Source organism: Pedobacter sp. (genome assembly GCF_965249885.1).
GTDB lineage: Bacteria > Bacteroidota > Bacteroidia > Sphingobacteriales > Sphingobacteriaceae > Pedobacter.
Window position 1 is genome coordinate 2304170 of sequence record NZ_OZ252254.1, and the last position, 23045, is coordinate 2327214.

Annotated in this window: 20 protein-coding genes; 6 read left to right on the forward strand and 14 right to left on the reverse strand. The window is 38.4% G+C overall.

Annotated elements, in window-relative coordinates; all coding sequences use genetic code 11:
• Positions 1-5 precede the first annotated feature (5 nt).
• Positions 6-1232: a metallophosphoesterase gene (locus ACY2A0_RS09925; protein ID WP_461789298.1), complete on the reverse strand. Its 1227-nt coding sequence runs from the start codon at positions 1230-1232 to the stop codon at positions 6-8.
• A 144-nt stretch (positions 1233-1376) separates the two neighbouring features.
• Positions 1377-3260, reverse strand: coding sequence for a molecular chaperone HtpG (htpG, locus tag ACY2A0_RS09930; RefSeq protein ID WP_461789299.1), 1884 nt, complete (start codon positions 3258-3260; stop codon positions 1377-1379).
• Between the two features lie 514 nt (positions 3261-3774).
• Here htpG and ACY2A0_RS09935 point away from each other — a divergent pair.
• Together ACY2A0_RS09935 and def are read left to right on the forward strand one after the other, a co-directional pair.
• Entirely contained in the window at positions 3775-5004 is a 1230-nt protein-coding gene (locus tag ACY2A0_RS09935; RefSeq protein ID WP_461789300.1) for a M16 family metallopeptidase, read from the forward strand.
• Positions 5005-5166: 162 nt separating this feature from the next.
• The gene (def, locus tag ACY2A0_RS09940) at positions 5167-5724 is read left to right on the forward strand and encodes a peptide deformylase (RefSeq protein WP_461789301.1); all 558 of its coding nucleotides are present in this window, start codon (positions 5167-5169) and stop codon (positions 5722-5724) included.
• Positions 5725-5800: 76 nt separating this feature from the next.
• Here the strand turns inward: def and ACY2A0_RS09945 are convergent, their stop codons facing one another.
• The 8 genes from ACY2A0_RS09945 to ACY2A0_RS09980 form a co-directional block, all read right to left on the reverse strand.
• Entirely contained in the window at positions 5801-7894 is a 2094-nt protein-coding gene (locus ACY2A0_RS09945) for a family 10 glycosylhydrolase (RefSeq protein WP_461789302.1), read from the reverse strand.
• A 119-nt stretch (positions 7895-8013) separates the two neighbouring features.
• Entirely contained in the window at positions 8014-9051 is a 1038-nt protein-coding gene (locus tag ACY2A0_RS09950; protein WP_461789303.1) for a hypothetical protein, read from the reverse strand.
• A gap of 80 nt (positions 9052-9131) precedes the next feature.
• The gene (locus ACY2A0_RS09955; protein ID WP_461789304.1) at positions 9132-9917 is read right to left on the reverse strand and encodes a HEAT repeat domain-containing protein; all 786 of its coding nucleotides are present in this window, start codon (positions 9915-9917) and stop codon (positions 9132-9134) included.
• The gene (locus ACY2A0_RS09960) at positions 9907-10470 is read right to left on the reverse strand and encodes an RNA polymerase sigma factor (protein WP_461789305.1); all 564 of its coding nucleotides are present in this window, start codon (positions 10468-10470) and stop codon (positions 9907-9909) included. The genes ACY2A0_RS09955 and ACY2A0_RS09960 overlap by 11 nt, the downstream gene beginning before the upstream one ends.
• A 155-nt stretch (positions 10471-10625) precedes the next feature.
• Positions 10626-11189 (reverse strand): hypothetical protein, encoded by a 564-nt coding sequence (locus ACY2A0_RS09965; protein WP_461789306.1) that lies wholly within the window; start codon positions 11187-11189, stop codon positions 10626-10628.
• Between the two features lie 3 nt (positions 11190-11192).
• Positions 11193-11834, reverse strand: a complete 642-nt coding sequence (locus tag ACY2A0_RS09970) for a peptidase associated/transthyretin-like domain-containing protein (RefSeq protein WP_461789307.1) — start codon at positions 11832-11834, stop codon at positions 11193-11195.
• Positions 11835-11903: 69 nt separating this feature from the next.
• On the reverse strand, positions 11904-12149 hold the full coding sequence (locus tag ACY2A0_RS09975; RefSeq protein WP_113637080.1) for a NifU family protein: 246 nt from the start codon (positions 12147-12149) through the stop codon (positions 11904-11906).
• A gap of 34 nt (positions 12150-12183) precedes the next feature.
• Positions 12184-13260: an Mrp/NBP35 family ATP-binding protein gene (locus ACY2A0_RS09980; RefSeq protein WP_461791052.1), complete on the reverse strand. Its 1077-nt coding sequence runs from the start codon at positions 13258-13260 to the stop codon at positions 12184-12186.
• 145 nt (positions 13261-13405) lie between these two features.
• On the opposite strand from ACY2A0_RS09980, the gene ACY2A0_RS09985 reads away from it, so the two are divergent.
• From ACY2A0_RS09985 to ACY2A0_RS09995, 3 genes are all read left to right on the forward strand, one after another.
• Positions 13406-15565 (forward strand): transglycosylase domain-containing protein, encoded by a 2160-nt coding sequence (locus ACY2A0_RS09985; RefSeq protein ID WP_461789308.1) that lies wholly within the window; start codon positions 13406-13408, stop codon positions 15563-15565.
• Positions 15555-16094 (forward strand): hypoxanthine phosphoribosyltransferase, encoded by a 540-nt coding sequence (gene hpt / locus ACY2A0_RS09990; protein WP_461789309.1) that lies wholly within the window; start codon positions 15555-15557, stop codon positions 16092-16094. Before ACY2A0_RS09985 ends, hpt begins: the two co-directional genes overlap by 11 nt.
• Positions 16095-16331: 237 nt before the next feature.
• Positions 16332-16991: a phosphatidylserine decarboxylase family protein gene (locus ACY2A0_RS09995; RefSeq protein ID WP_461789310.1), complete on the forward strand. Its 660-nt coding sequence runs from the start codon at positions 16332-16334 to the stop codon at positions 16989-16991.
• Positions 16992-17503: 512 nt separating this feature from the next.
• Here the strand turns inward: ACY2A0_RS09995 and ACY2A0_RS10000 are convergent.
• The 4 genes from ACY2A0_RS10000 to trmD form a co-directional block, all read right to left on the reverse strand.
• Entirely contained in the window at positions 17504-18640 is a 1137-nt protein-coding gene (locus tag ACY2A0_RS10000) for a mechanosensitive ion channel family protein (protein WP_461789311.1), read from the reverse strand.
• Positions 18641-18644: 4 nt separating this feature from the next.
• Positions 18645-19871: a Glu/Leu/Phe/Val dehydrogenase dimerization domain-containing protein gene (locus tag ACY2A0_RS10005; protein ID WP_461789312.1), complete on the reverse strand. Its 1227-nt coding sequence runs from the start codon at positions 19869-19871 to the stop codon at positions 18645-18647.
• 151 nt (positions 19872-20022) lie between these two features.
• Positions 20023-20370 carry a 50S ribosomal protein L19 gene (rplS, locus tag ACY2A0_RS10010; RefSeq protein ID WP_113637086.1) on the reverse strand — a complete coding sequence of 116 codons (348 nt, stop codon included), beginning with the start codon at positions 20368-20370 and terminating at the stop codon, positions 20023-20025.
• Positions 20371-20520: 150 nt separating this feature from the next.
• On the reverse strand, positions 20521-21195 hold the full coding sequence (gene trmD, locus ACY2A0_RS10015; protein WP_461789313.1) for a tRNA (guanosine(37)-N1)-methyltransferase TrmD: 675 nt from the start codon (positions 21193-21195) through the stop codon (positions 20521-20523).
• 390 nt (positions 21196-21585) lie between these two features.
• Between trmD and ACY2A0_RS10020 the strand changes: the two genes are divergently transcribed.
• Positions 21586-23019 (forward strand): glycoside hydrolase family 30 protein, encoded by a 1434-nt coding sequence (locus ACY2A0_RS10020; protein WP_461789314.1) that lies wholly within the window; start codon positions 21586-21588, stop codon positions 23017-23019.
• The last annotated feature ends 26 nt before the right edge of the window (positions 23020-23045 follow it).

Sequence of the window (23045 nt, forward strand, 5' to 3'; positions counted from 1 at the left end):
CTGATTTAAATATCTTTGCTTCTTTTCAGTTCTATCACCGTAATTTCTGGCCATATTCCCACTCTTCCGGAAAACCCAATAAAACCAAAACCCCTGTTTACATTTAAGTATCTTCCGTTTTCTTCCTTAACGCCAGCCCAATGCTTGTACCTAAACTGAACTGGGCTCCATTTTATTCCTAACGCTTCAATGCCAAACTGCATGCCATGCGTATGACCTGCTAAAGTTAGGTGTACTTTTGAAGGATGTTTTTTTACTTGAGCTTCCCAGTGGCTAGGATCGTGGGACAGTAGTATTTTGAAATCGTTTGTGGAAGTCCCTTGCAATGCTTTTTGCAAGTCGCCACGTTCTCCAAACCCCAAGCCCCAATTTTCTACCCCAGCAAGCTGAATTTGCTGCCCATTTTTTTCGATAGTCACATGTTCATCCAACAATAACCTGAAGCCAATTTCCGCATGGTATTTTTTTAGTTGTTGTAGATTCTCTCTTTTAACCGCATCATTTTCCCATTTGACATAATCACCATAATCATGGTTGCCCAACACAGAGAATTGCCCGTAAGGGGCCTTAATTTGGCTGAAGTGACCAATATACGGTTTTACTTCTTCAGCTTTGTTGTTCACTAAATCCCCGGTAAAAACAAACAAATCTGCTCCCTGACTATTGATCATGTCAATGCCCTTTTGTACTGCTTTTGGATTGTTTAAACTACCAGCATGCACATCCGAAATTTGTGTCAATTTGAAGCCGTCAAAAGCCTCGGGCAAGCCGTCGAAATATAGTGTATGCTTAATTACACGATAAGCATATTTTCCTTTGAAAATTCCATAGATAAAAACTATGATGATAATCGAAGATAATAGAATTCCTAAATAAACAGCTGTGATTGGTCTTTCTGGATAGATAAAATTTCCTTTCGAAACGTAGTTGATAATTCCTCTAATCAGTCGATAGACTTCTGACAATACGTTAGTTGCAATAAAAACGAGTAGCGTAACAAAGTACACGAGCAAGGTGTGTGCGCTAATTTTAAATAAAGTTGTTTGTCCATCTACGCTTAACCTTAACATGCTCCATGAAAATGTAAGTAGAAGTCCTGCTGGAAGCACCCATAACCATGATAATGCAGTAGCTGGAATTAAAACGCCAAGTGCATTTAATGCATAGCCATTCATCGTCAAAAACAACAATGCAAATATTAAAATTGGTACGAATGGAATTTTTCTTCTCATGTTTTTATAAATAAAAAATCGTCATTGCTAGTCATGAAGCACTCCTAAAGCGAATAGCTAAAGTTGTAAGATTGCTTCGTGCCTCGCAATGACGATATATTGAAGCCCTTATCTCCAAAAAGGAGCTGAGCCAAATAGAGTTTTCTATATCAACTCAACACTGCGGCTAACAAAAGCAGTTAACTCTGCGCCAGTTAGCATGCCTTGAGATAATAATGCCAAATCAACAGCCTGTTTAGCAAATTTGTTCTGCTCTTCTTCACCAGCAGCTAAAATTTTACTAACCAATTTGTGGTTTCCGTTAATAGCCACTTTGTAGCTATCCGGCATATTTCCGTAAAAACTCATTCCGCCGCCCATTTTTGCCATGTCTTTCATTCTGCGCATAAACTCGTCCATAGTAATGGTAACAGGAGCATCATCAGGGTTTAATCCAACCACTTCAACGGTATAGCCCGGCTTGGTAATCGCCTTCTCAAAAATGCCTTTTACTGTTGCAGATTGCTCCTCGCTCAACACCGACGCCAATTGCTCGTCTTTTTCTATCAGCTGATTGGCTACCGAAGCATCAACACGTTTCATCAACGTTTTTTCTAATTTCTGCTCTAAGCTGCTTACGAAATGGCCATCAATTGGCGAATTCATTACCAGCACATCATAATCTTTTTTGTTCGCTGCTTGGATAAAGCCATCTTGTTTATCAGGATCTGTAGTGTATAAATAAACCACATTTCCGTTTTTATCTGTTTGCAGTGCACTTACCTTTTCTTTATATTCTTCCAAAGTAAAATGCTCTTTTTTAGTGTTGGTTAGCAGAGCGAATTCTTTTCCTTTGTCATAAAATTTCTCTTCGCTAATCATACCATACTTCACAAACAAACCAATATCACTCCATTTTTCCTCAAAAGCTTTGCGGTCTGCTTTAAACAATTCGCTTAACTTGTCAGCGACTTTTTTGGTGATATAGTTGTTGATTTTTTTCACATTCCCATCAGCCTGTAAGAAACTTCTAGAAACGTTCAAAGGAATATCCGGACTATCAATTACACCATGCAACAACATCAAGAACTCAGGCACAATATCTTTTACCTCATCAGTAATAAATACTTGGCGAGAGAATAACTTGATTTTATTGCGCTGCATATCAAAATCTTCCTTCAACTTAGGGAAATACAATACTCCCGTTAAATTAAAAGGATAATCCACGTTCAGGTGAATCCAAAACAGCGGTTCTTCCGAAAAAGGATACAATTGCTTGTAAAAATCCAAGTAATCAGCATCTGACAAATCTGCAGGTGCTTTAGTCCAAATAGGGTTGGTAGTATTTACAATGTTGTCAACCTCTTCTGATTTATATTTAGTTTTTCCCTCTTCGTCAACGCCATCTTCAACACTATTTGTTTTAGTGCCAAACTTAATTGGTACAGGCAAAAACTTAGCATATTTGTCTAAAATTTCCTGTAGTTTATATTCGCTTAAAAACTCTTCGCTTTCAGCATTTATATGTAAAATGATATCGGTACCGCGAGTGGTCCTTGATCCTTCAGAAATTTCAAAAGTAGTGCTACCGTCGCAAGTCCATTTTGCTGGTTCGGCGCCATCTTGATACGACAAGGTGTTGATTTCAACCAAATCAGCCACCATAAAAGCCGAGTAAAAACCTAAGCCGAACTTGCCAATAATCTCGTTGGCATCTTTCGCATCCTTAAATTTCTCTACAAACTCACTCGCACCCGAAAAAGCTACCTGATTAATGTATTTTTTAATTTCTTCGGCAGTCATACCCAAACCATTGTCGCTAATGGTAATAGTTTTAGCTTTTTCATCAAGCTTTACCTCTACTAAAGGTTCGCCAACTTCACCGTTAAATTGTCCCAGAGCGCCTAAGCGTTTAATCTTTTGCACCGCATCAACCGCATTAGAAACTAGTTCCCTTAAAAAGATCTCATTGTCCGAATACAGGAATTTCTTGATGATTGGGAAAATGTTTTCTGTGTGTATGGAAATACTTCCTTTTTCTGTTGTCATATCTTAAAATTAATTTTGCTTATGCCCTTGTTTATCAAGTGGTGTTCCAAAATAAAATTTAGGTCAAAGTGGCAGGTGGTTTTGGTTTACGCTGTATAAAGGGGGTAAAGTTTTAGAATGATTTGAAAAGCAAATGCCGTAATTCTTCGGTTTCGCTAGTCCCGCTTTCCGCTTTACTCCAGGACAAACACATAGGTTTGCCCTTACGTGCTCGCTCCAATCGGGTTTAATTAACTCAAAACTGTGCTATAAAATCATGCGATCGCACATATATATTGCAAATTACAAGGACAATTTGATGGATACCTTTGCGAACCTTTCCTTTTCTTTGCGGTTAATTTTAACGCAAAGTTTTCAAAGTATTCGCAAAGCAACGCTAAGAAAATGTTCTAAATCGCCTCGAGAGAACTTGAAACTAACTTGGTTTCTTCGTGTCTTTGTGTTTAATAAAACTGTACAACCTTACATTAATTCAACGTTTTAACTACAAAACAATCCCTATCTTTGCCGATTAATGGAGTACAACGTACATACACTTAAAAACGGCATCCGGATTTTACATGTGCCCACTGCGTCGGCAATTTCACATGCTTGTATTTTAATTAATGCAGGTTCCCGCGATGAAGAAGATGCGCAAATGGGTTTGGCGCATTTCATCGAACATCTAATTTTCAAGCGTACTGAGAAGCGAAACACTACTCAAATCCTTAATAGGTTAGAGAGCGTTGGGGCAGATTTGAACGCCTACACCACTAAAGAATACACTTGCATACATGCTTCATTTCTGCATCCTTATTTGGATAGAACTTTAGAGCTTTTTAATGATATCGTTTTCCATTCAACCTTCCCAGAGGACGAAATGGAAAAGGAAAAGGGCGTGGTGTTGGATGAGATCGCCTCTTATCAAGATCAGCCCGAAGAAGCTATTAATGATGATTTTGAAGATATTTTGTTCAAGGGACATTCTTTCGGTAGAAATATTTTAGGAACACCAGAAACGGTAACTAATTTATCTAGGAAGGATATCAAATCTTTCATTAAAACCAATTACCGTACTGATCAAATTATAGTGGCAGTATTAGGGAATTACTCGTTAAATAAACTAACTAAAATAGCAGAGAAATATTTTGCTGATGTGCAGGAAAACAGTAGTGCTACTACAAGGCTGGCACCCCAAGTTAACCCTTCAACGCATCATGTGGTTGATAAGCAGATAGCGCAAAGCCATTGCATGCTGGGCACGCAAACTTATTCGCTACATCATCCGTATAAAACCGGATTACTGCTGTTGAACAATTTGTTTGGCGGTAACGGAATGAGTTCAATTCTTAACCTGCAGTTGCGAGAAAAGTACGGCATCGCCTACACTATCGAATCTGCGTATAGTCCACTTTCCGACACAGGGATTTTCGCCATTTACTTCGGTACAGATAGTGAAAAAGCCGATAAAGCAATGCGCTTGATCCAAAAGGAAATGAATAAACTCAAGCAAAAGCCGTTAACCGCTGTTCAGTTACATAAAGCACAAAATAAGTTCATAGGTCAAATTGCGCTAGGCGAAGAAAATAGGATAGGCTTGATCATCGCTATGGCGAAAAGTTTGCTTGATTACAATCAGATAGACAGCTTGGAGACGGTGTTTCGAAAAATACGTCAAGTTAGCGTGGCCGATATGAATGCAATTATTAACGATGTTTTTGATGGCCAGTGGACTAGTTTACTATTTAATCCTACCGAGGGCTAGTTAATTATTTGGCTATTCCGCCGCTTGTTATAAAAAGCAGTCTCTTTGGGGAGATTTAAACGTGCTTTTTGTACCTTTGTGCCGTTAATCATGATGTATTGCTTTTTCATAGAGAAACTCAAAACGTTCATGTATCATCAATAGAATAGATAGAAATACCCGATGAAATTACCGATAGTTGCTTACGGCGATCCAGTTTTAAAGAAAGTTTGTACCTCAATTGATAAGGATTATCCTGATTTAAAAGAGCTAATTGCAAATATGTGGGAAACCATGTACAATGCAAGTGGGGTTGGTTTGGCTGCACCGCAAGTAGGCTTGCCAATACGATTATTTGTTGTTGATACTGGTGAAAACGATGACGAACCTCGTTATAAAAAAGTGTTTATCAACGCACAAATTTTAGAGGAGACCGGAGAGCCTTGGGGCTTCACCGAAGGATGTTTAAGTATTCCTGAAATCCGTGAGGAAGTTTTCCGAAAACCAAATGTACTAATCAGTTACTACGATGAAAATTGGGAGCAACATGAAGATCAAGTAAGTGGCTTTGCCGCACGTGTGATCCAACATGAATACGATCACATCGAAGGAAAGCTATTCACTGAAAAAATCAATATGCTTCGCAAACAGCTGATTAAGGGCAAATTAGATAAAATTACCAAGGGAGAAGTTCACCCCGACTATAAGATGAAGTTTCCTAGGCAACATAAAAGAAGATAAAAAAAGCTCCGAGTTAATCGGAGCTTTTTTTTTGAATAGTTGATAAGAGACTTACGAAACTTTGTAAGTTTAATGCCTATAAAACAATGAGCTTAATGTTTTTCTTGAAGCTGTCATGTGACAAGGTTAAAATATATTGACCTTTAGGTAAGTCGTTTTTAATGCCAAGCGTGTATTGGTTGCGACCGCTTTGTGTGTCAAAATCTTCTTCATGAACTATTTGACCATACAGATTGATCAGCTTCGTTTTGATAGATTTTCCTTCAAAATTTTCTATACTAAAATTGATGTCTTTTTGTGTAGGATTTGGAAAAGCCCTTGCATTTACAACAATTAGCTCGTTAAAATTAACGGAAGTGAATTCGGGGTTAGATTTTTCGCCGTTTTTATCAAATTGAGTTAAGCGATAATAATTTGTTCCATTTAACGGATTGGTGTCAAAGCTAATGTACCTTTTAGCAGTGTTAGTGTTTTCTGGATTGGAATTTTGTTTATCTAAATAACTGAATATCCCATCAGCTCCAGCTTTTTCTATTAAAAAATAATCGCTGTTGATTTCATTTGCGGTGGACCACTCAATTTTTATTCTGTTATTGTCTTTTTTGGCCACAAAATTAGTGAGTTTTACTGGAAGCGTTACCGCATCAGGTACTACATTGCTTGACGCACTTTCATTGCTGATCCTGTCTAGCGCTGTTACCGCATAATAATAGGAAGTGCCCGTTCCAGGAGTTACGCTGTTATCTGTGTAAGTAGTATTATTGCTGCTTATTATCGCTATTAAATTTGAAGCGTTGTTAAAGTCGATGGTTTGGTTTGTCGATCTGTAGATAGCATATCTTACTACTTTTTGTAATTCATCAGTTGTTGCGCTTGGGGCTGTCCAATTTAGCTGCGTTTTCCCTGATACTAAACCTGATATTAAGTTTGTAGGCTGATCAGGAGCTATATTGTCCATGTAATCCATTGCGGGTACTAAAGCTGGCGTGCTGTATTGAACTTTTACCAGATCCATTGCCTCCTTAACACCAGTTTTGGTTGATAGCAAATCATGCGTTGTAAAATGAGAAGCACCTTTTAAATTCGGCGTGCTGTTTCTCAAGTAAGCGATCTGATTTTTGATTTCTTCACCTGCAATAGTTGATGACCAAGCGGATCCATCTGCGGGATCTACCCTATAAGTAGCCAAGCCGATATATACATGTCTAGTGAAATTCTGTCGGTTCCAATAATCGGTAACATAGTTAAATTTTGCATTAGCCGTAGTTTGACTAAAAGCCCAATACACCTGCGGGATAAGATAGTCGATGGTGCCATCATTCATCCATTTTTGCGTATCTGCATATTGAACGCTATAATGCTCTGAGCCAGTTGTACTAACGGATGGCGATGAACCAGGTACAGTAAAATTGCGATATATTCCAGAGGGAGAGATGCCAAATTTTACCCAAGGTTTTAAACTTCTTATTTTAGTACTTACGCCTTGTACCATTAGCGTAACGTTATCTCTTCTCCAATTTGATCTGTTAGTGAAACCTCTGGGATCTGCAGTGAATTGGGCGTCATCATCCGTATTAGTTAAGCCAGAAAGATAAAAATAGTCGTCGAAGTGTATGCCGTCGATATCATAATTATTTACTATTTCTTCCACCACTGATACAATGTGGCTTCTTACTTCAGCAATGCCGGGATTAAAGTATCTGGTTGTTCCGCTTGTAATAAGCCATTCGGGATGCACACGAGCCATGTGTGTACTGGCATAAGTGGTTGCAAAGTTGGTGGCTATAGCCGCTCTGTAGGGATTTAGCCAGGCATGAATTTCAATACCTCTGTTATGCGCTTCGGTAACTGCAAAAGCAAGTGGGTCCCAACCTGGATTTTGTCCATAATTCCCCGTTAGCCAATGTGACCACGGCACTAAGGTACTACTGTAAAGGGCGTCGCCCGTGGTACGAACTTGAAAATACACCGTGTTAATGCCCGACGCCTTTAACTGGTCTAACATGGTGGTAAGTTTGGTGCGCTGCGTTGCAGGCGCATCTGCCGAATTTGGCCAATCTATGCCATACACAGTCGAAATCCAAGCAGCACGCAACTCCCGTTTGGGGTTTTGCGAGAATGCGGAAATTTGCAATAATGATAGAGCAAAAAATAGTAAAAGTCTTTTCATTTGCGGTTTTGGTTAGGTTTTAATATAAAAATATAAATAAAACCGCAAATTGTCGCATATTGTGATACAAAAAAAGCTAGCTTGATATCAAGCTAGCTTTTCAGCTATAAGTTTAGTTCTTATTTACGTAAATAAATTTTGCCGTAAGTTGATTTAAGAATTACCTTTTCTCCGCCTCCGTTCAATTTTCCATTTACGGTACTTCCAAAGCCGCGGCCATAAGTTAAAACTGCAGGCGAATTCGTTGTATAAGTAAACGCTCTTGATGTAACGGGTTTGGTAGCTGGTGCTGCCTTTTCAGTGGTTAGAGCGCTTGATGAACTTGTACTTTTACTAGAAGACTCGACAGTGGTAATTACCGTTCCAGATCCTTTCACTTTAATGGGTGTGGAAGAAACTTTTACGCCGTCCACAGTAAGGACTTCCAAATTCTGTCCTAAAGGCTGCTCTGCCAGCGCTACCACGCTATTTAGGTTGTAAATATCTTTTATTGCTGGCGCTTCTTCCAAAACTAACTTTAAATCTTTTGAAGCATATAAAGTCTCATACTGAGTGCTAATTGATAAATCTGCTTTAGCATTTTCAGGAACGCTAACATCTACAAATCCGTATACAGAAACAAGTGAAATAGGGCCTTTGAAAGTATTCGTTAATTTTCCCTCAATGTTTCCATAAAGCGTTTTTAGACTTATCGGCCCTGTGACATTCACCAATTTAAAACTTTCGTACTGTGTTGATGCATCTAATTCGCTTTTAATGTTACTCAGCATAATTACTGAGTCTTGGTTTGCTAGGCCCGAAGTTTTTATTGATAATGCCATTCCTTGTGGCAGCTTTACTTTAAGTGCTACTCCATTTTTAATAGGTGCAACTATAACTGCGTTTTCACGTTCGGTAATGCTAATTCCTATGCCAGTGTTGTCAAATCCAGAATTGCTGAGTGCACTTAAGCCAGCTGCTCTAGGATCATCAATTTTTTCAGACTTCCCAGTAGCGTTAAATATAATTTCTTTGCCATCATAGCCCTCAACGGTTAAGTTGGAGATATTGTTAATAGTTAGTTTCCCAGTGCTTTTAGCAAGTTTAAACTCTTTTTGGGCAAAAGCATGGCCTACCAATAGAAGTAGTCCAAAAGCTATAACAGTTATTTTTTTCATTTGTCTGTGTTTTTTAGTGCTAATGAAATCACCTTGATTAATATTAGATGATTCTTTTAATTGTTTGTTCTCTTTTTTAATTATTGATTGGTTAGCAAAGCATAATATACCTGCTCTTTAACAGCGTCTAACGTAAGCGGATTGTTGGCCATTGCAATCAGCTTATCGGTAGCTTCAGGGCTGCTGTTGTTGCCCATTATTTTAATCAATTCCAATTGTACTACCGGATCTTTTTGCTTGCTCAAGCCGGCCATTAATTGTTCATGTACGTATTTATCGTCGGCTATTTTTGCTAATACTTCTAAAGCGGCAAGCCTTACATTATCATTGTTATCCTCGTTAAAGGTTTTACATAATTGCGCTTTCAAGGGTTGCTTCAGTGCTGTTAGAGATCCAGCTTTAAGGATTGCATCAAGCCTTGCCGCTACCGAAGTACTGTCGCCTAAGCCCTTGAATATTGCTTGGTTAGCATCAATCGTTGTTGCTTGATTTTTAGCTAATTGTTTCTCAAAAACTTGCGACGTTTTAGTTGTTGAAATAACTTGTATTTCAGTGTTTTCGCTGTTTTCAGGTGTTTTTGCTGTTGTTGTAGGGGCAAGGGCAATCAATTTGTCCTGCTTTTTAAATTCAGCAGTTTCTTGAGATACAAATAGATAGCTGCCTCCAACAATTAGCAAAGTACAAGCAATAGCTAACCAGGTATAATTTATTCTTAGTTTTTTAACTTTAGACGCTTCATGCTCAGCCTGTTTTTCTCGCTCTTTTAGCTTTTCTAAAATATTGCCTAGCATGTTTGGTGGCAAAGCTTCGCTCTCGAAAGCATCTTTGTGCTCTTGAACAAATTGCTTAAAAAAATCACGTTCCATAATATGCTTTATCTTTTAATGCTATAAAAATCTTTTTCTTTGCCCGGTGATATTGGCTACGTACGGTAGCATGGTTAATTCCGAGCATTTTACCAATTTCTTCTTGCCCCATATCTTCAAATAAGTGTAACGACACAATAGTTCGATAACCGTCTGGCAAATCCGCTATTGCTTTTTTTACGTCATCCACTTGGCATTGGAAGATAAATTCTTCATCTATATCTACTTCTTCATCAGCAACTACATCTAGTTGGCCATCGTCGGTAAAAACCATTCTTCTTTTACGTAAAGCCGATATAGCCTGATTAATTGCAATGCGTTTAACCCAACCTTCAAAGTTTCCTTGGTTTTTTAATCCATCTATGCGCTCAAATGCGATACAAAATGCCTCCTGCACAATGTCTTCAGCTTCAACGCTATTGCCCACAACCCGATAAACGGCGTGATAAATACGTTTTGCATATTTATTATACAGCGTTGTGTAGCCTTTTTCATTGCCGGCTATACATTGCTGTACCAGTTCTTGTTCGTTTATGGTAATACTCAGATGCAAGGTTTAAACTTATTCTACTAATTTCTGAAAAGCTCGCTAATTTTTTAAGTTAAAAGCGCAGACTTTTCTGCTAACTATATGATAGTCGGCAAAGGTTAAGTTTTGTTGCACAAAAAGGAAAAATATTTTTTTGGAAATCTTAAAACGCGTTGTAGCTATTTCTTACGATAAGTAAATTTCATTCTGTAGTATGCAGAAAAAGAATCGAGTTTGTTATAAACCAGTATGTCGTAGCGCTCAATATCAAGTTCTTGATCGCTTTTTAGTATGAATTTACGGTTTATTTTTCTTTCCGTAACTGAATTCAAATCGCTATACTTAAAATAGAAGGATAAAGAATCGTTTGAGATGGCAAACTTAGAAGGGTTGTGAGCTGTGCTAAAAGCGGTATTGCTATTATCTATAAGGTATCTTGCCTTCGCATTTCGGGGAGTTGCAAAATCCTCGATAACGGGGCTGTTTAGCGGCCCAAGAATAATTCTGCCAATATTTTCTGTTTCACTGAAAGAGAAATCTTCATTCAGTTTTAGGGATACGTTAAAAGCATTCCTAAACGAATCTAATGGATAAGAAACATTAGATTCTAAAAAAGTTATCTTTTGTAATTCCCAAGTGCCGAATAATTTTTTTTCAACGGTATCTTCTTTCTTGCAAGAGTAGAAGCTTAAAATAGAAATAATAAAAAGTAAAGCTAGAGAGATGGAGCGTTGCTTGTTCATAATTTATTGTTCTGCGTTTCTGGCCTTATCGCCGTTAAAGATTTCTTGCATTAACCTACCCCAGGCAAATGGATTTAACAATGGGTTGGTTTGGCGCATATTTACATTCATCATCCTGTCAAAGTTATACCTATAATTAGAGTTGGCAACCTCTTGGCCGTCTCTAGGTAGGGTCAACTTCATACCATTAATGCTTTGTCTAGATAGGTTTTTTTTAGCAATGGCCATATCGTCATCTGCTATTTTGAGCGACAGGAAATCTTTGTTAAACTCTTCCACTGTTGCCCAAGGGTTAACACGCACAGTCTTCAAGTACATAATTTCCGACTTGATTTGTACCATTGCCGTGTATTTGTTATCTGCTATTGTTTTAGGCAGTACCAGAGTTTTGCTTGTAAAACCTACAGCTGAAAACATCACCGTATCTCCTGGATTAACTACAAATGAGAAAAATCCTTGGTAATTAGCAGCGTACTTTTGCCCTTTATTACTGATGTTAGTAATGGTAACATAGGGCACAACCATATTGCTGTCGGCATCAGTAACGATTCCCGAAAACTGAACGAGCTTATTTGCCTGTGTTTTGTCCTGAGCAAAAACAGCGTTCACAATAAAAAACAATATGATAATTAAACTATATCTCATCTGTAATACAATAATAAAACAAATGTTGGAGGCGCAGAGTTTCTATTTGGTTAAAATGTGTTAAAAGTGTTACGCTTGGGTAGCTAAATCAACAGCTTCAACACCTTTAATTTCAGGTACCGCCTTAATGATCGCTTGCTCAATTCCTGCTTTCATGGTCATAAAACTCATTTTACAAGAGCCGCAATTGCCCAATAATTTCACTTTAACAATGTTTTCTGGAGTAATTTCTTCAATAGCTACGTTTCCTCCATCAGCTATCAGATAAGGCCTGATAGTTTCCAAAGCTGCATCAACTCGTGCTGTTAAATCCATATCTTTAATTTTAAAATATAAAAGTAGTAAAAATTTAGCAATTCGCCATTGTTTGTACGTTGTGTATGGAGATTTGCTGAGCAATTTTACCTGCAATTTCCTTAAATGCAATTGCTTGTGGGTGATCACTTTGTAAGGAAATCGGTGCGCCTTTGTCTCCCGCTTCGGTAATTCCTTGTACCAACGGAATCTCACCTAAAAATGGAACTTCAAAGCGTTGCGCTAATTCTTTACCACCATCTTTGCCAAATATGTAGTACTTGTTGGCTGGCAATTCTTCGGGAGTAAAGTACGCCATATTTTCAACTACACCCAAAACTGGAATGTTAATTCCCTGCATGTTAAACATGGCTAATCCTTTTCTGGTATCGGCTAAAGCTACCTGCTGCGGTGTGGTAACAATTACAGCTCCGGCAATAGGAAAACTCTGGCTAATCGTGATGTGAATATCACCCGTACCTGGAGGTAAATCCACTAAAAGGTAGTCGAGTTCGCCCCAATCCGCATCATTAAATAACTGTTTGATAGCATTTGAAGCCATAGGGCCACGCCACGGCACTGGTTGATCAGGCTCTGAGAAAAATCCCAAGGAAAGCAACTTAATGCCATATTTTTCAATAGGCAGAATGAGTGTTTTGCCTTCAGCAGTTTCTTTAGCACTTGGTTTAGCGCCAACCAAATCAAACATAATGGGAACCGAAGGGCCGTAAATGTCGGCGTCAATTAAGCCTACTTTTGCGCCATCAGCAGCTAAGGTTACGGCTAAGTTGCTTGCTACGGTAGATTTTCCTACGCCACCTTTACCCGAAGACACTAAAATGATATTCTTAATTGCCTTCAGCTGACTTGTGTCCATAGGTTTGGTCACTCTTGATGTTACGTTGATTTCTACTTCTGCCGTCGCATCAACAAAATGTTTTACCGCATTGGTACAAGCATTTTTTAACATATCCTTTAACGGACAGGCCGGCGTAGTTAATTCAAGTGTGAAATAAACTTTTTTATCTTGAATTTTAACGTCCTTGATCATTTTCAATGTCACCAAATCCTTTTTTAAATCAGGATCTTCAACATTACTAAGGGCAGCTAAAACTTTTTCTTCAGTAATCATCATAGCGCCAAAATTAGTAAAACATTAGCTATAAATAATTTTGTATATGGCTTTTTGTTGTAATTTTAACACGGAATAAACAAATGCTTTTTGCGTTTGTTAACTAGCGTTTAGGAGCGTTGTATCAGTAATTTAGAAATGGTTTATGCAGCTACCGAAGATTAAAATACCAAAGAAATACTTAAAAATTGGCGCTTGGATTTTGGGCGTGCTAGCTATTTTATCAATTGCTGGGGGTGCCGTAGCATACACAAAGCGTGAAGCATTGCTAAATAAGATGGTTGCCAAAGCTATCGCAAAAGCGCAAAAGGACTACGGTTTAGACGTGAAAATAGCCAATTATGGATTCGACGGACTGAGCAGCGTACACATGAATAACATCTCTGTAGTGCCAAAAGATAGAGATACGCTTACTACCATTAAAGATATTACTGTTGGGGTTAAAATTTTTCCTTTGTTATTTGGCGATGTAAAATTATCCGAAGTGACACTTAACGATGGCAAGTTGAATGTGGTGATGCGTGATACTTTAACTAACATTGATTTTATCCTTAAGAGAAAGAAGAAGGACAGTACAACCACCAAGAGTAAAGTTGATTTGAGTGAGTTGGCTAGCAACTTACTTAACCAGGTGTTTTACAAAATACCTGATGATATGCAAATTAAGAACTTCTTGATGCAGTTAAATGATAACGATACAGCATCGGTGAAGTTTTTAACCACCACTGCAACTATTGATGGAGGCGAATTAAAATCAACCATTAAGGTAAATGATACCGCTGCGGTTTGGCACTTGAATGGAGAATTAGATCCTAGCGATAAGCAACTAGATGTAATGCTTTTTGCCGATGGAAAGAAGGTGGAATTACCTTACCTCGAAAATAAGCTGCATACTAAAATTAACTTTGATACGGTTAAAACCCAAATGAAAGACGCTAAATTTAGTGGAGGCGATTACAAAATCTCGGGATCTTGGGCTATCAAAAATCTTTTAATTAACCAGCCGCGTATTTCTGCTGAAGATATCGTAGTGCCTGATGCCCGTATTGATGCCGACATGCTGATAGGTGAAAACTTTGTTTGTCTGGATAGTACTTCTACTGTTTTCTTGCGTGACGCTTCCATCCATCCTTACTTAAAATATACCTTATCGCCTAATAAAATTTACGAGATGAAATTGAACGCCCCTGAGCAAGATGCGCAGGCCATATTCAATTCATTTCCGGTTGGGCTTTTTGAATCCTTGGATGGGATAAAAGTGCAGGGCAAGCTGAAGTATAATCTTGATTTTTATCTTGACACCGCATTGCCTGATAGTGTGAAATTTAGTTCTACCTTAACGCCAACAAACTTTAAGGTGCTGCAATTTGGTAAAACGGATTTGACCAAAATCAATTCAGATTTTATATATACTCCATATGAATATGGCAAACCCATGAGGGATATTGTTATCGGTCCGTCAAACCCTAATTTTACGCGACTCGAAAATATTTCTCCAAATTTCAAAAATGCGCTACTTACAGCCGAGGACCCATCTTTTTTCAGGCACAATGGCTTTGTGGAGGAGTCTATCCGTAAGTCAATTGCTGTAAACTTTAAGGAAAAGAAATTTAAACGCGGCGGCAGTACCATTTCCATGCAATTGGTTAAAAATGTGTTTTTAAGCCGTAAAAAAACTTTGGTGCGTAAAGCCGAAGAAATATTAATTGTTTGGCTCATTGAAAATAACCATTTGGTGAGCAAACCACGTATGCTCGAAGTTTACTTTAACATCATTGAAATGGGAAATAATGTTTACGGAATTGGCGAAGCGTCCAGACATTATTTTGGTAAAAGCCCAGCAGATCTGACGTTGGGTGAAGGCATTTTCTTGGCTAATATTGTACCTAAACCAAAAGCGGCACTCTATAAGTTTATGAGCAATGGTAGTTTGAAATCTTACCTTTTGCCTTATTTCAGATACATTGGAAATATTATGGCCCGCAGGGGATTAGCTACACCAGATAGCACGGGTTACGGCTTTTATGATGTGCGCCTACGTGAGGGTTTAAGGAAATATTTGCTGCCTGACTCCACCACCATTGACACTAATGCAGTTGAAATTGGGGAGGATGATATGATGACGCCGGAGGGAATGCAGGACAAATCAAAGAGCTTGTTTGATCGCCTATTTGGCGGTAACGCAAAAAAAGATACTACCAAAGTTCAAACGGCTACCGATACGGTAAAAACCCGTAAACAAATAAGACAAGAACGCCGTGAGGAGCGTAGAAGGAAAAAAGAAGAGGAGAACAATGGAAACTAACGTACAAGTTCACGATAAAGAATTTGAGCTGTTATTGGATGAAGACGCCATCGCAAAGCGCATTCGTTTAATGGCTATACAACTTAATGTAGATTACGAAAATAAAAATCCGCTCTTTATTGCCGTGCTTAATGGAAGTTTTCTTTTCATGGCCGATTTGATGAAAGAAATCAACTTGCCCTGTGAAACCGAATTCATTAAAGTGGCCTCTTATCACGGTACCAGTAGCACAGGATCAGTTAAGGATGCATTGGGCATGCCTGCAAATATCAAGAACAGAGATGTTATCATTGTTGAAGACATTATCGATACTGGACTGACTATGCAGTATATTTTGTCTGAAATTTATAAACAAGAACCTGCTTCAGTTAACATTTGTACCCTTTTATTTAAACCCGACGCATTAAAAGTGCAAATTCCAGAGTTAACTTATGTAGGATTTGAGATCCCTAACGAGTTTGTGGTAGGATACGGATTAGACTACGACGGGCTTGGCAGAAATTTAAACCATATCTATCGGGCCGTTTAATTTGTTAAAGCGAATTTTATTTTTTCGAAAAGCAGTTGCAGCAGTTCTTTTGCTAATGCAGCCCTGCTTTTACTCCAAGTCCGCTCCAAAGCTTTGCCCCGGCATTGCGGGCTTTCCGTGCAATCAGGTTTAAATAACAAAATGCGGTGCTTGTAGCTAAAAAGACTTACCAAAAAGTGATAATTTTTTACGAGTTTTGCAGAAATATAAATCTAAAAATAGTAATACTTAAAACTAATGACCATACATAAAGAAGGATATACCTCCATTGCCTTAACCGTTCTTTTTATATTCATCATCAACGCGGTAGTAGAATATCGCTTTGCTGATTTATTTGTGTTAAGATGGTTCGTGTATATCTTGTCGTTCGCATTATTTGTAACCGTTTTACAATTCTTCAGAAATCCTAAACGTAGCTTCACCAATGGTGATAACTTGATTATTTGTCCGGCTGATGGTAAAGTGGTGGTGATTGAGGAAACCGAAGAGGGAGAGTACTTTAAAGATAAGCGTTTGCAAGTTTCCATATTCATGTCGCCAGTAAATGTGCACATCAACAGAAACCCAATTTCTGGTGTAGTTAAGTTTTTCAAATATCACCCAGGTAAATACTTGGCAGCTTGGAATCCGAAATCGAGTACTGAAAATGAACGTACCACTGTTGTAGTTGAACATAAAAATGGAACGCCAGTGTTATTCCGCCAAATTGCTGGAGCGTTAGCTCGTCGTATTGTTTGGTACGTAAAGGAAGGCGATGTAGTAATTCAAAACGAGCAGTTTGGCTTTATCAAATTTGGCTCGAGAGTAGATATTTTTCTGCCAATTGGCACTAAGGTGAATTTAGAACTTAATCAAGTAGTTAAAGGTGGCATCACTGTGTTAGGTGAGCTAGCTTAGTAAAGTTAAAAGTGAAAAGTATAAGAAACTGTTTAACTTTCTGTTGATTAACATACAGGTGTCATGTTGAGCTTGTCGAAACATTCTTTAGCAAGTAGTCTTCGACAAGCTCAGACTGACAAGTAAAAAGTTTAAAAGAAATTTAAACAATTTATAAAGCTTTGCAGGTCATCTTGCAAAGCTTTTTTTATATCATGCGGGGAAGCCGTTGGTTTTGGCTAACACTTAGCGGCATTAAATAAGCGGCATTGAAGCAGTAATACTTTTTGCTTACTTTCCATCCTTAGCGTCGCTATGATCTGTTGATTGCCTTAATCCTAATCAGATCCCTCGAAACATGGGATGACAGGGAGCCGACAAAAAGATTACTTACGTCTACTAGAGCGTCATTGCGAGGCACGAAGCAATCTTTCTACGCTTTAAGATTGTTTCGTACCTCGCAATTCCGAAGCCAAAAAAGCCCGACTAACATTTAATCGGGCTTTTGCGTTTATTTTTCTTGGATACTGTTCTTATTCTTTTGCAGGAGTGCTGTCGCCGATGCTACGCTGTGTTGGATAGGCGAATTCAGATCCATTTCGTTTTACAATATCAATAATGTTGAAATTGACTTCTTCTTTCACTTTGGCCAGATCAAATTCCTTTTTCATGGGAACTAAATATACCACCTGTATGTTCAGCGCTGAGTCGCCAAAGGAATCAAATGCTACTACTGCGTCAGTTGTTGTTGGATTTTCAGTTAAGTAAGCAGTAATATCTGCTATAATTTTTCTGATCACTTCATTGCTGGTCTCATACGTTAGCCCAATATCGAATTTTACTCGGCGAGCATTTCTCAGCGTCAAATTCTCTAGCACACCATCAATCATCGAGCGGTTAGGGATAATGTAAGTAGTCTTATCCGCACTGCGTAACACCGTGCTTCTAAAGCCCACACGCTCAATGGTTCCTTCAATTCCATCAACTTTCACTACATCTCCAACGGTGAAGGGCTTATCTAAGAAGATGAGAAAGGAGCCTAGCAGGTTTTCCAAACTCTCTTTAGCTGCCATGGCAATAGCAATACCTCCTATACCTAAACCGGTAATTAAACTCACTGCGTTTACTTCAAAAACGTAGCCTAGCAATACGAAGAACCCAATAAAAGCAATTAGGAATTTAAGCAGCTCTTTAATGAACGGCACCAATTGATCGTCAGCCTTGTTTTTTGTTTTTGCAGCACGCACCAACAATACGTGGGTGATGAAATCAACTATCCGCAAGGCAATCCAGAAAACTGAAAGTAAAATTAGGAATAAGAATACTTTGTCGATAAATTCTCCTATGGTAAAAACTTCATCAACTTTGACTTTGTCGATTGTTTTTTTATAATGGAAAAAGGTGACGTTTAGTGGATGCTTTAATTGATTGATCGCAATGTAGATTGTTGCTAACGACAGGAAAAACTCGATAGGTTTTAATAATAGTGCTATGAAAGTATCGGAGTTAACCTGATCGGCAAATTTCTTGAATAGTCTGAAAATTAACTGGCTAAAAATTCTGGATACGATTCTTTTGAAAATTAGCCCAATAAGAATAATTCCAATAAAGAAGGCATATTGTTTAAGCGAGTTGCCCCAAAAAATTTGATCGAAAAAGTTAACTTCCATAATATTATACCAACTGTTTTAATGCAATTTCAAAGGCGGTGCTTGAGAGATTTGTTTTCTTAGTAGAGGTATGGTGCACCGCTTTAAGTGCCTCTTTGATGATGTTTGACGCATCAGTGAAGATGGCATCGTCGCTCATTTCAACGTTACGTTGCATTAAGTAAGCAAATACCCTAGCCATACCGCAATTAGCAATAAAATCAGGGATTACAGCCAAATGATTATCCGCATGTTCCATAATGCTTCCGAAGAAGATTTCTTTATCAGCAAAAGGTACGTTAGCTCCGCAGGCTATTACTTCCATTCCGGCAGCAATCATCTGGTCTACTTCATCTTGTTTTACCAATCTAGAAGCAGCCGCCGGCACAAAAATTTCAGCACCCATGCTCCAAATGCGTTCATTCGCTTCTTCAAAAGATAACAGCCCATCAGCCACTAAAGTATTGTTGACTCTATTGTTAAACAGTGCTGCTACTTCGCTTTCTGTAAAGCCTTCGGGCTTAATTAAACCGCCAACACGGTCAATGATGCCTACTACTTTAACACCTTGCTGAGCTAGGTAATATCCAGCTGCAGCCGCTACATTGCCCCAACCTTGAATAATCGCTCTTTTGCCTTTGATTTCGCCGCCCCAAATTTCGTAGAAGTGTTTGATAGATTCGGAAACACCATAGCCAGTAATCATGTCTGCTACTTTATATTTCCTTTTGATGTCGGGAGTGTAGGTTAAATCTTCCAATACTTTTGAAACGCCGTAACGCAATTGGCCTATTTGGTGAATGCGTTCGTTTTCTCTTGCTTGGTAGTGACCATTAATTACGCCTTCCTGCGGATGCCATAATCCATAGCCTTCGGTAATTGGAATTACTTCGTGAATCTCGTCGATATTTAAATCGCCTCCGGTACCGTAGTAGCTTTTTAGTAATGGCATTACCGCTTTGTACCAACGCTCTAAAACTTCCTTTTTGCGTGGGTCAGCAGGATCAAAGTTGATTCCTGACTTAGCGCCGCCAATAGGAGGGCCCGAAACGGTAAATTTAACCTCCATTGTTTTTGCAAGAGATTCAACTTCGTGTTTGTCCAACCCCTTGCGCATTCTGGTTCCGCCTCCGGCAGCCCCGCCACGTAGGGAGTTGATTACAACCCATCCCTCTGCTTCTGACTCTTTGTCTTTCCACTCAAAAACAATTTCTGGTTGTTTCTCTTCGTACTTTTTTAAAAGTTCTTTCATTTGGTGTTCATTTTTATAAATAACGAGTTACTAGCGACATCTTAGAGACGACCTAGCTGTTTCATTATCAGATTATATTTGGTTGCGCAAAGATAAAAAACAAAAAAACCCCGACGTTAGTCGAGGTTATATTTTTTGCATTAAAAAGAAATTACTTTCTTAATGATTTGATACGAGCTGCTTTACCAGTTAAGCTACGTAAATAGAACAATTTAGCTCTACGTACTTTACCATAGCTGTTAACTTCTACTTTCTCAATATTTGGAGAACTGAAAGGGAAGATACGCTCTACACCAACACCGTTACTAATTTTACGAACAGTAAAAGTTTCGTTAGCGCCAGCGCTGTTACGTTGAATAACAACACCTTGGTAAATTTGAACACGTTCTTTGTTACCCTCGCGAATTTTATAATGAACACTTACTGTATCTCCTGATTTGAAAGAAGGAAATTCTTTTTTAGTGCTTACCTGTTCTTCTACAAATTTTACTAAATCCATGATTTTAAGCTATTAAGCCGATTTTTGTATTGTTTAAAATCGGACTGCAATATTAGGGAATTTATTTTTAAAATAAAAACGAAATTTAAAAATATTTGATGATTTATTTCTTGGCGAATTAACTCATTATCAAATCATCTGGCTAACGGCCTATTTCAATAAATCTGGTCGTCGTTGTTCTGTACGTTTTAATGCCTCCTCGTATCTCCATTCTGCAATTTTGGCTTCATGCCCGCTTAACAGAACATCAGGTACTTTGTGTCCACGCCAATCTGCTGGTCTAGTGTAAATAGGTGCATCAAGTAATTCGCCCTGAAAACTATCAGATAAGGCAGAAGTCTCATCGTTAAGTACACCGGGGATTAAACGAGTTATGGCATCCACTAAAACTGCCGCCGGTAGTTCACCTCCCGATAATACATAATCTCCAATGGAAATTTCCCTGGTTACATAGAGGTCTCTGATGCGCTGATCGATACCTTTATAATGGCCACACAAAATCATGATGTTGCCTTTGGTTGATAGCTCGTTGGCAATGGTTTGGTTCAGCGTATTTCCATCTGGACTCATGAAAATAATTTCATCATAGCTTCGTTGCGCTTGCAGTGCTTCAATACATGCAGCAAAAGGCTCAATGCTCATCACCATTCCGCCTCCTCCGCCGTAAGGGTAATCGTCAACGCTTTTTTGCTTATTGGTGGCATAATCTCTCAAATTATGTACTACAATTTCAGCTATTCCTTTTTTCTGTGCTCTTTGTAAAATAGAGTGAGCAAATGGGCTAGCCAGTAAATCTGGAAGTACAGTGATAATGTCAAAACGCATGGTGCAAAGGTAGCAATTGTTTCAATAACCATGATGTTGTAAAGCGGCTACACATTTAAAATGTATCAGCTTTAACTATAGTAACACTATCAAATTAAAGTATCACCCACCAAAAAGTTGAAGTGAAATCGCATAAATCTGCCAAATTCCGATTGGAAAAGTTGATTAAAAGTTTACTTTTTTCAAGGTGTCAATTCAATCTAAATCATCCTTGCCTGAATATAAATAATATGCGTTTAAGAGCTGTTTGAAGTGCTAAATGTGGTGTTAAATGACAACTTTTTTGCTTAAGATATGCCCGTTAAATTTGACCAAATCAGTACTTAAAATTTGTGGGGGTGTTTTTTTTAGATTGTGTTTCGTTTGTTTGCGTATTAAACCAAAGATAATATGAGAATGCGTTTTTCCTTAGTGATTGCTTTTTCGATGGCGGCCCAGATTTCTTTTGCTCAGTCTATTTCGAAAAAAGTGCAAATTTTTACGACACAAAAAAATACCAACTTACGTATTGCCGAAGACGGAACCTTGACGTTTGCAGTTAACAAGCAGCCCATGGAAACCGAGCCAACTGTTTTTATTGATGCTGATAAATCATTCCAAACCATAGTGGGAATTGGAGGTGCTATTACTGATGCTGCGGCAGAGACTTACGCAAAATTGCCGAAAGCATTACAGCAAGAGTTTTTGAAAGCCTACTACAGCAAGACAGAAGGTATTGGCTACAATTTGGCCAGAACGCATATCAATAGCTGCGATTTTTCTTCATCATCATATACTTACGTTAAGGACAACGACGAAGCACTTAAAACGTTTAACATTGCTCCAGACGAAAGATATAGAATTCCTTTAATCAAGGCAGCCACAGCAATGGCGGGTGGAAAGTTACCACTTTACGTTAGTCCTTGGTCGCCGCCAGCTTGGATGAAAGACAATAATAGCATGTTAAAAGGAGGTAAGTTGCTGCCAAAATATCGTCAAGTTTGGGCAAATTACTACGTTAAGTACATTAATGAATTAGAAAAGAGAGGCCTGCCAGTTTGGGGATTAACAGTGCAAAATGAACCAATGGCAGTGCAAAAATGGGAGTCTTGTGTTTACACGGCTGAAGAAGAACGTGATTTCATCAAACAATACCTAGGTCCAACCTTACAAAAAGCGGGTATGGCAAATAAGAAATTAATTGCTTGGGACCACAACCGTGATTTAATTTATCAACGAGCGAGTACGATTTTGAGCGATAAGGAGGCTGCCAAATATGTGTGGGGTATCGGTTTTCATTGGTATGAAACATGGACTAAAAGCGACATGCAATTTTATAACTTAAAAAATGTAAAAGATGCCTTTCCTGACAAGCAATTGATTTTTACGGAAGGCTGCAAAGAGAAATTCGACTTAGATAGTATCAATAACTGGTCGTTGGGAGAACGTTATGGCCATTCAATGATCAACGATTTTAATGCTGGAACAGCTGCGTGGACTGACTGGAACATTTTGTTGGACGAAACAGGAGGGCCAAATCACGTGGCTAACTTATGCTTTGCACCAATACATGCAGATACAAAATCGAATAAGCTTATTTACACCAACGCTTACTACTATTTAGGGCATTTCTCCAAATTTATTCAGCCCGGAGCCAAAAGGATTATTACTTCTTCGTCTAGAGATGTGTTACAAACTACAGGTTTTATCAATCCTGATGGAAAACTAGTAATTATAGTGATGAATACTTCTGATAATGATTTGCCGTATCAACTTTGGTTAAAAGGAAATGCGGCAAAAACTACGAGCAAAGCGCATTCTATCAGTACATTCATCATTGGATAGGGAAACGAATATCGCTTAACATCAGA

What these genes read in the sequence shown, in the direction of transcription:
- ACY2A0_RS09970 (WP_461789307.1), bottom strand. Translation starts at nt 11,834, where the DNA reads ATGAGATATAGTTTAATTATCATATTGTTTTTTATTGTGAACGCTGTT.
- ACY2A0_RS10005 (WP_461789312.1), bottom strand. Translation starts at nt 19,871, where the DNA reads ATGAAAGAACTTTTAAAAAAGTACGAAGAGAAACAACCAGAAATTGTT.
- hpt (WP_461789309.1), top strand. Translation starts at nt 15,555, where the DNA reads ATGGAAACTAACGTACAAGTTCACGATAAAGAATTTGAGCTGTTATTG.
- ACY2A0_RS09975 (WP_113637080.1), bottom strand. Translation starts at nt 12,149, where the DNA reads ATGGATTTAACAGCACGAGTTGATGCAGCTTTGGAAACTATCAGGCCT.
- ACY2A0_RS09935 (WP_461789300.1), top strand. Translation starts at nt 3,775, where the DNA reads ATGGAGTACAACGTACATACACTTAAAAACGGCATCCGGATTTTACAT.
- ACY2A0_RS09945 (WP_461789302.1), bottom strand. Translation starts at nt 7,894, where the DNA reads ATGAAAAGACTTTTACTATTTTTTGCTCTATCATTATTGCAAATTTCC.
- ACY2A0_RS10020 (WP_461789314.1), top strand. Translation starts at nt 21,586, where the DNA reads ATGAGAATGCGTTTTTCCTTAGTGATTGCTTTTTCGATGGCGGCCCAG.
- ACY2A0_RS09950 (WP_461789303.1), bottom strand. Translation starts at nt 9,051, where the DNA reads ATGAAAAAAATAACTGTTATAGCTTTTGGACTACTTCTATTGGTAGGC.
- rplS (WP_113637086.1), bottom strand. Translation starts at nt 20,370, where the DNA reads ATGGATTTAGTAAAATTTGTAGAAGAACAGGTAAGCACTAAAAAAGAA.
- htpG (WP_461789299.1), bottom strand. Translation starts at nt 3,260, where the DNA reads ATGACAACAGAAAAAGGAAGTATTTCCATACACACAGAAAACATTTTC.
- ACY2A0_RS09995 (WP_461789310.1), top strand. Translation starts at nt 16,332, where the DNA reads ATGACCATACATAAAGAAGGATATACCTCCATTGCCTTAACCGTTCTT.
- ACY2A0_RS10000 (WP_461789311.1), bottom strand. Translation starts at nt 18,640, where the DNA reads ATGGAAGTTAACTTTTTCGATCAAATTTTTTGGGGCAACTCGCTTAAA.
- def (WP_461789301.1), top strand. Translation starts at nt 5,167, where the DNA reads ATGAAATTACCGATAGTTGCTTACGGCGATCCAGTTTTAAAGAAAGTT.
- ACY2A0_RS09955 (WP_461789304.1), bottom strand. Translation starts at nt 9,917, where the DNA reads ATGGAACGTGATTTTTTTAAGCAATTTGTTCAAGAGCACAAAGATGCT.
- ACY2A0_RS09985 (WP_461789308.1), top strand. Translation starts at nt 13,406, where the DNA reads ATGCAGCTACCGAAGATTAAAATACCAAAGAAATACTTAAAAATTGGC.
- ACY2A0_RS09980 (WP_461791052.1), bottom strand. Translation starts at nt 13,260, where the DNA reads ATGATTACTGAAGAAAAAGTTTTAGCTGCCCTTAGTAATGTTGAAGAT.
- ACY2A0_RS09965 (WP_461789306.1), bottom strand. Translation starts at nt 11,189, where the DNA reads ATGAACAAGCAACGCTCCATCTCTCTAGCTTTACTTTTTATTATTTCT.
- ACY2A0_RS09925 (WP_461789298.1), bottom strand. Translation starts at nt 1,232, where the DNA reads ATGAGAAGAAAAATTCCATTCGTACCAATTTTAATATTTGCATTGTTG.
- trmD (WP_461789313.1), bottom strand. Translation starts at nt 21,195, where the DNA reads ATGCGTTTTGACATTATCACTGTACTTCCAGATTTACTGGCTAGCCCA.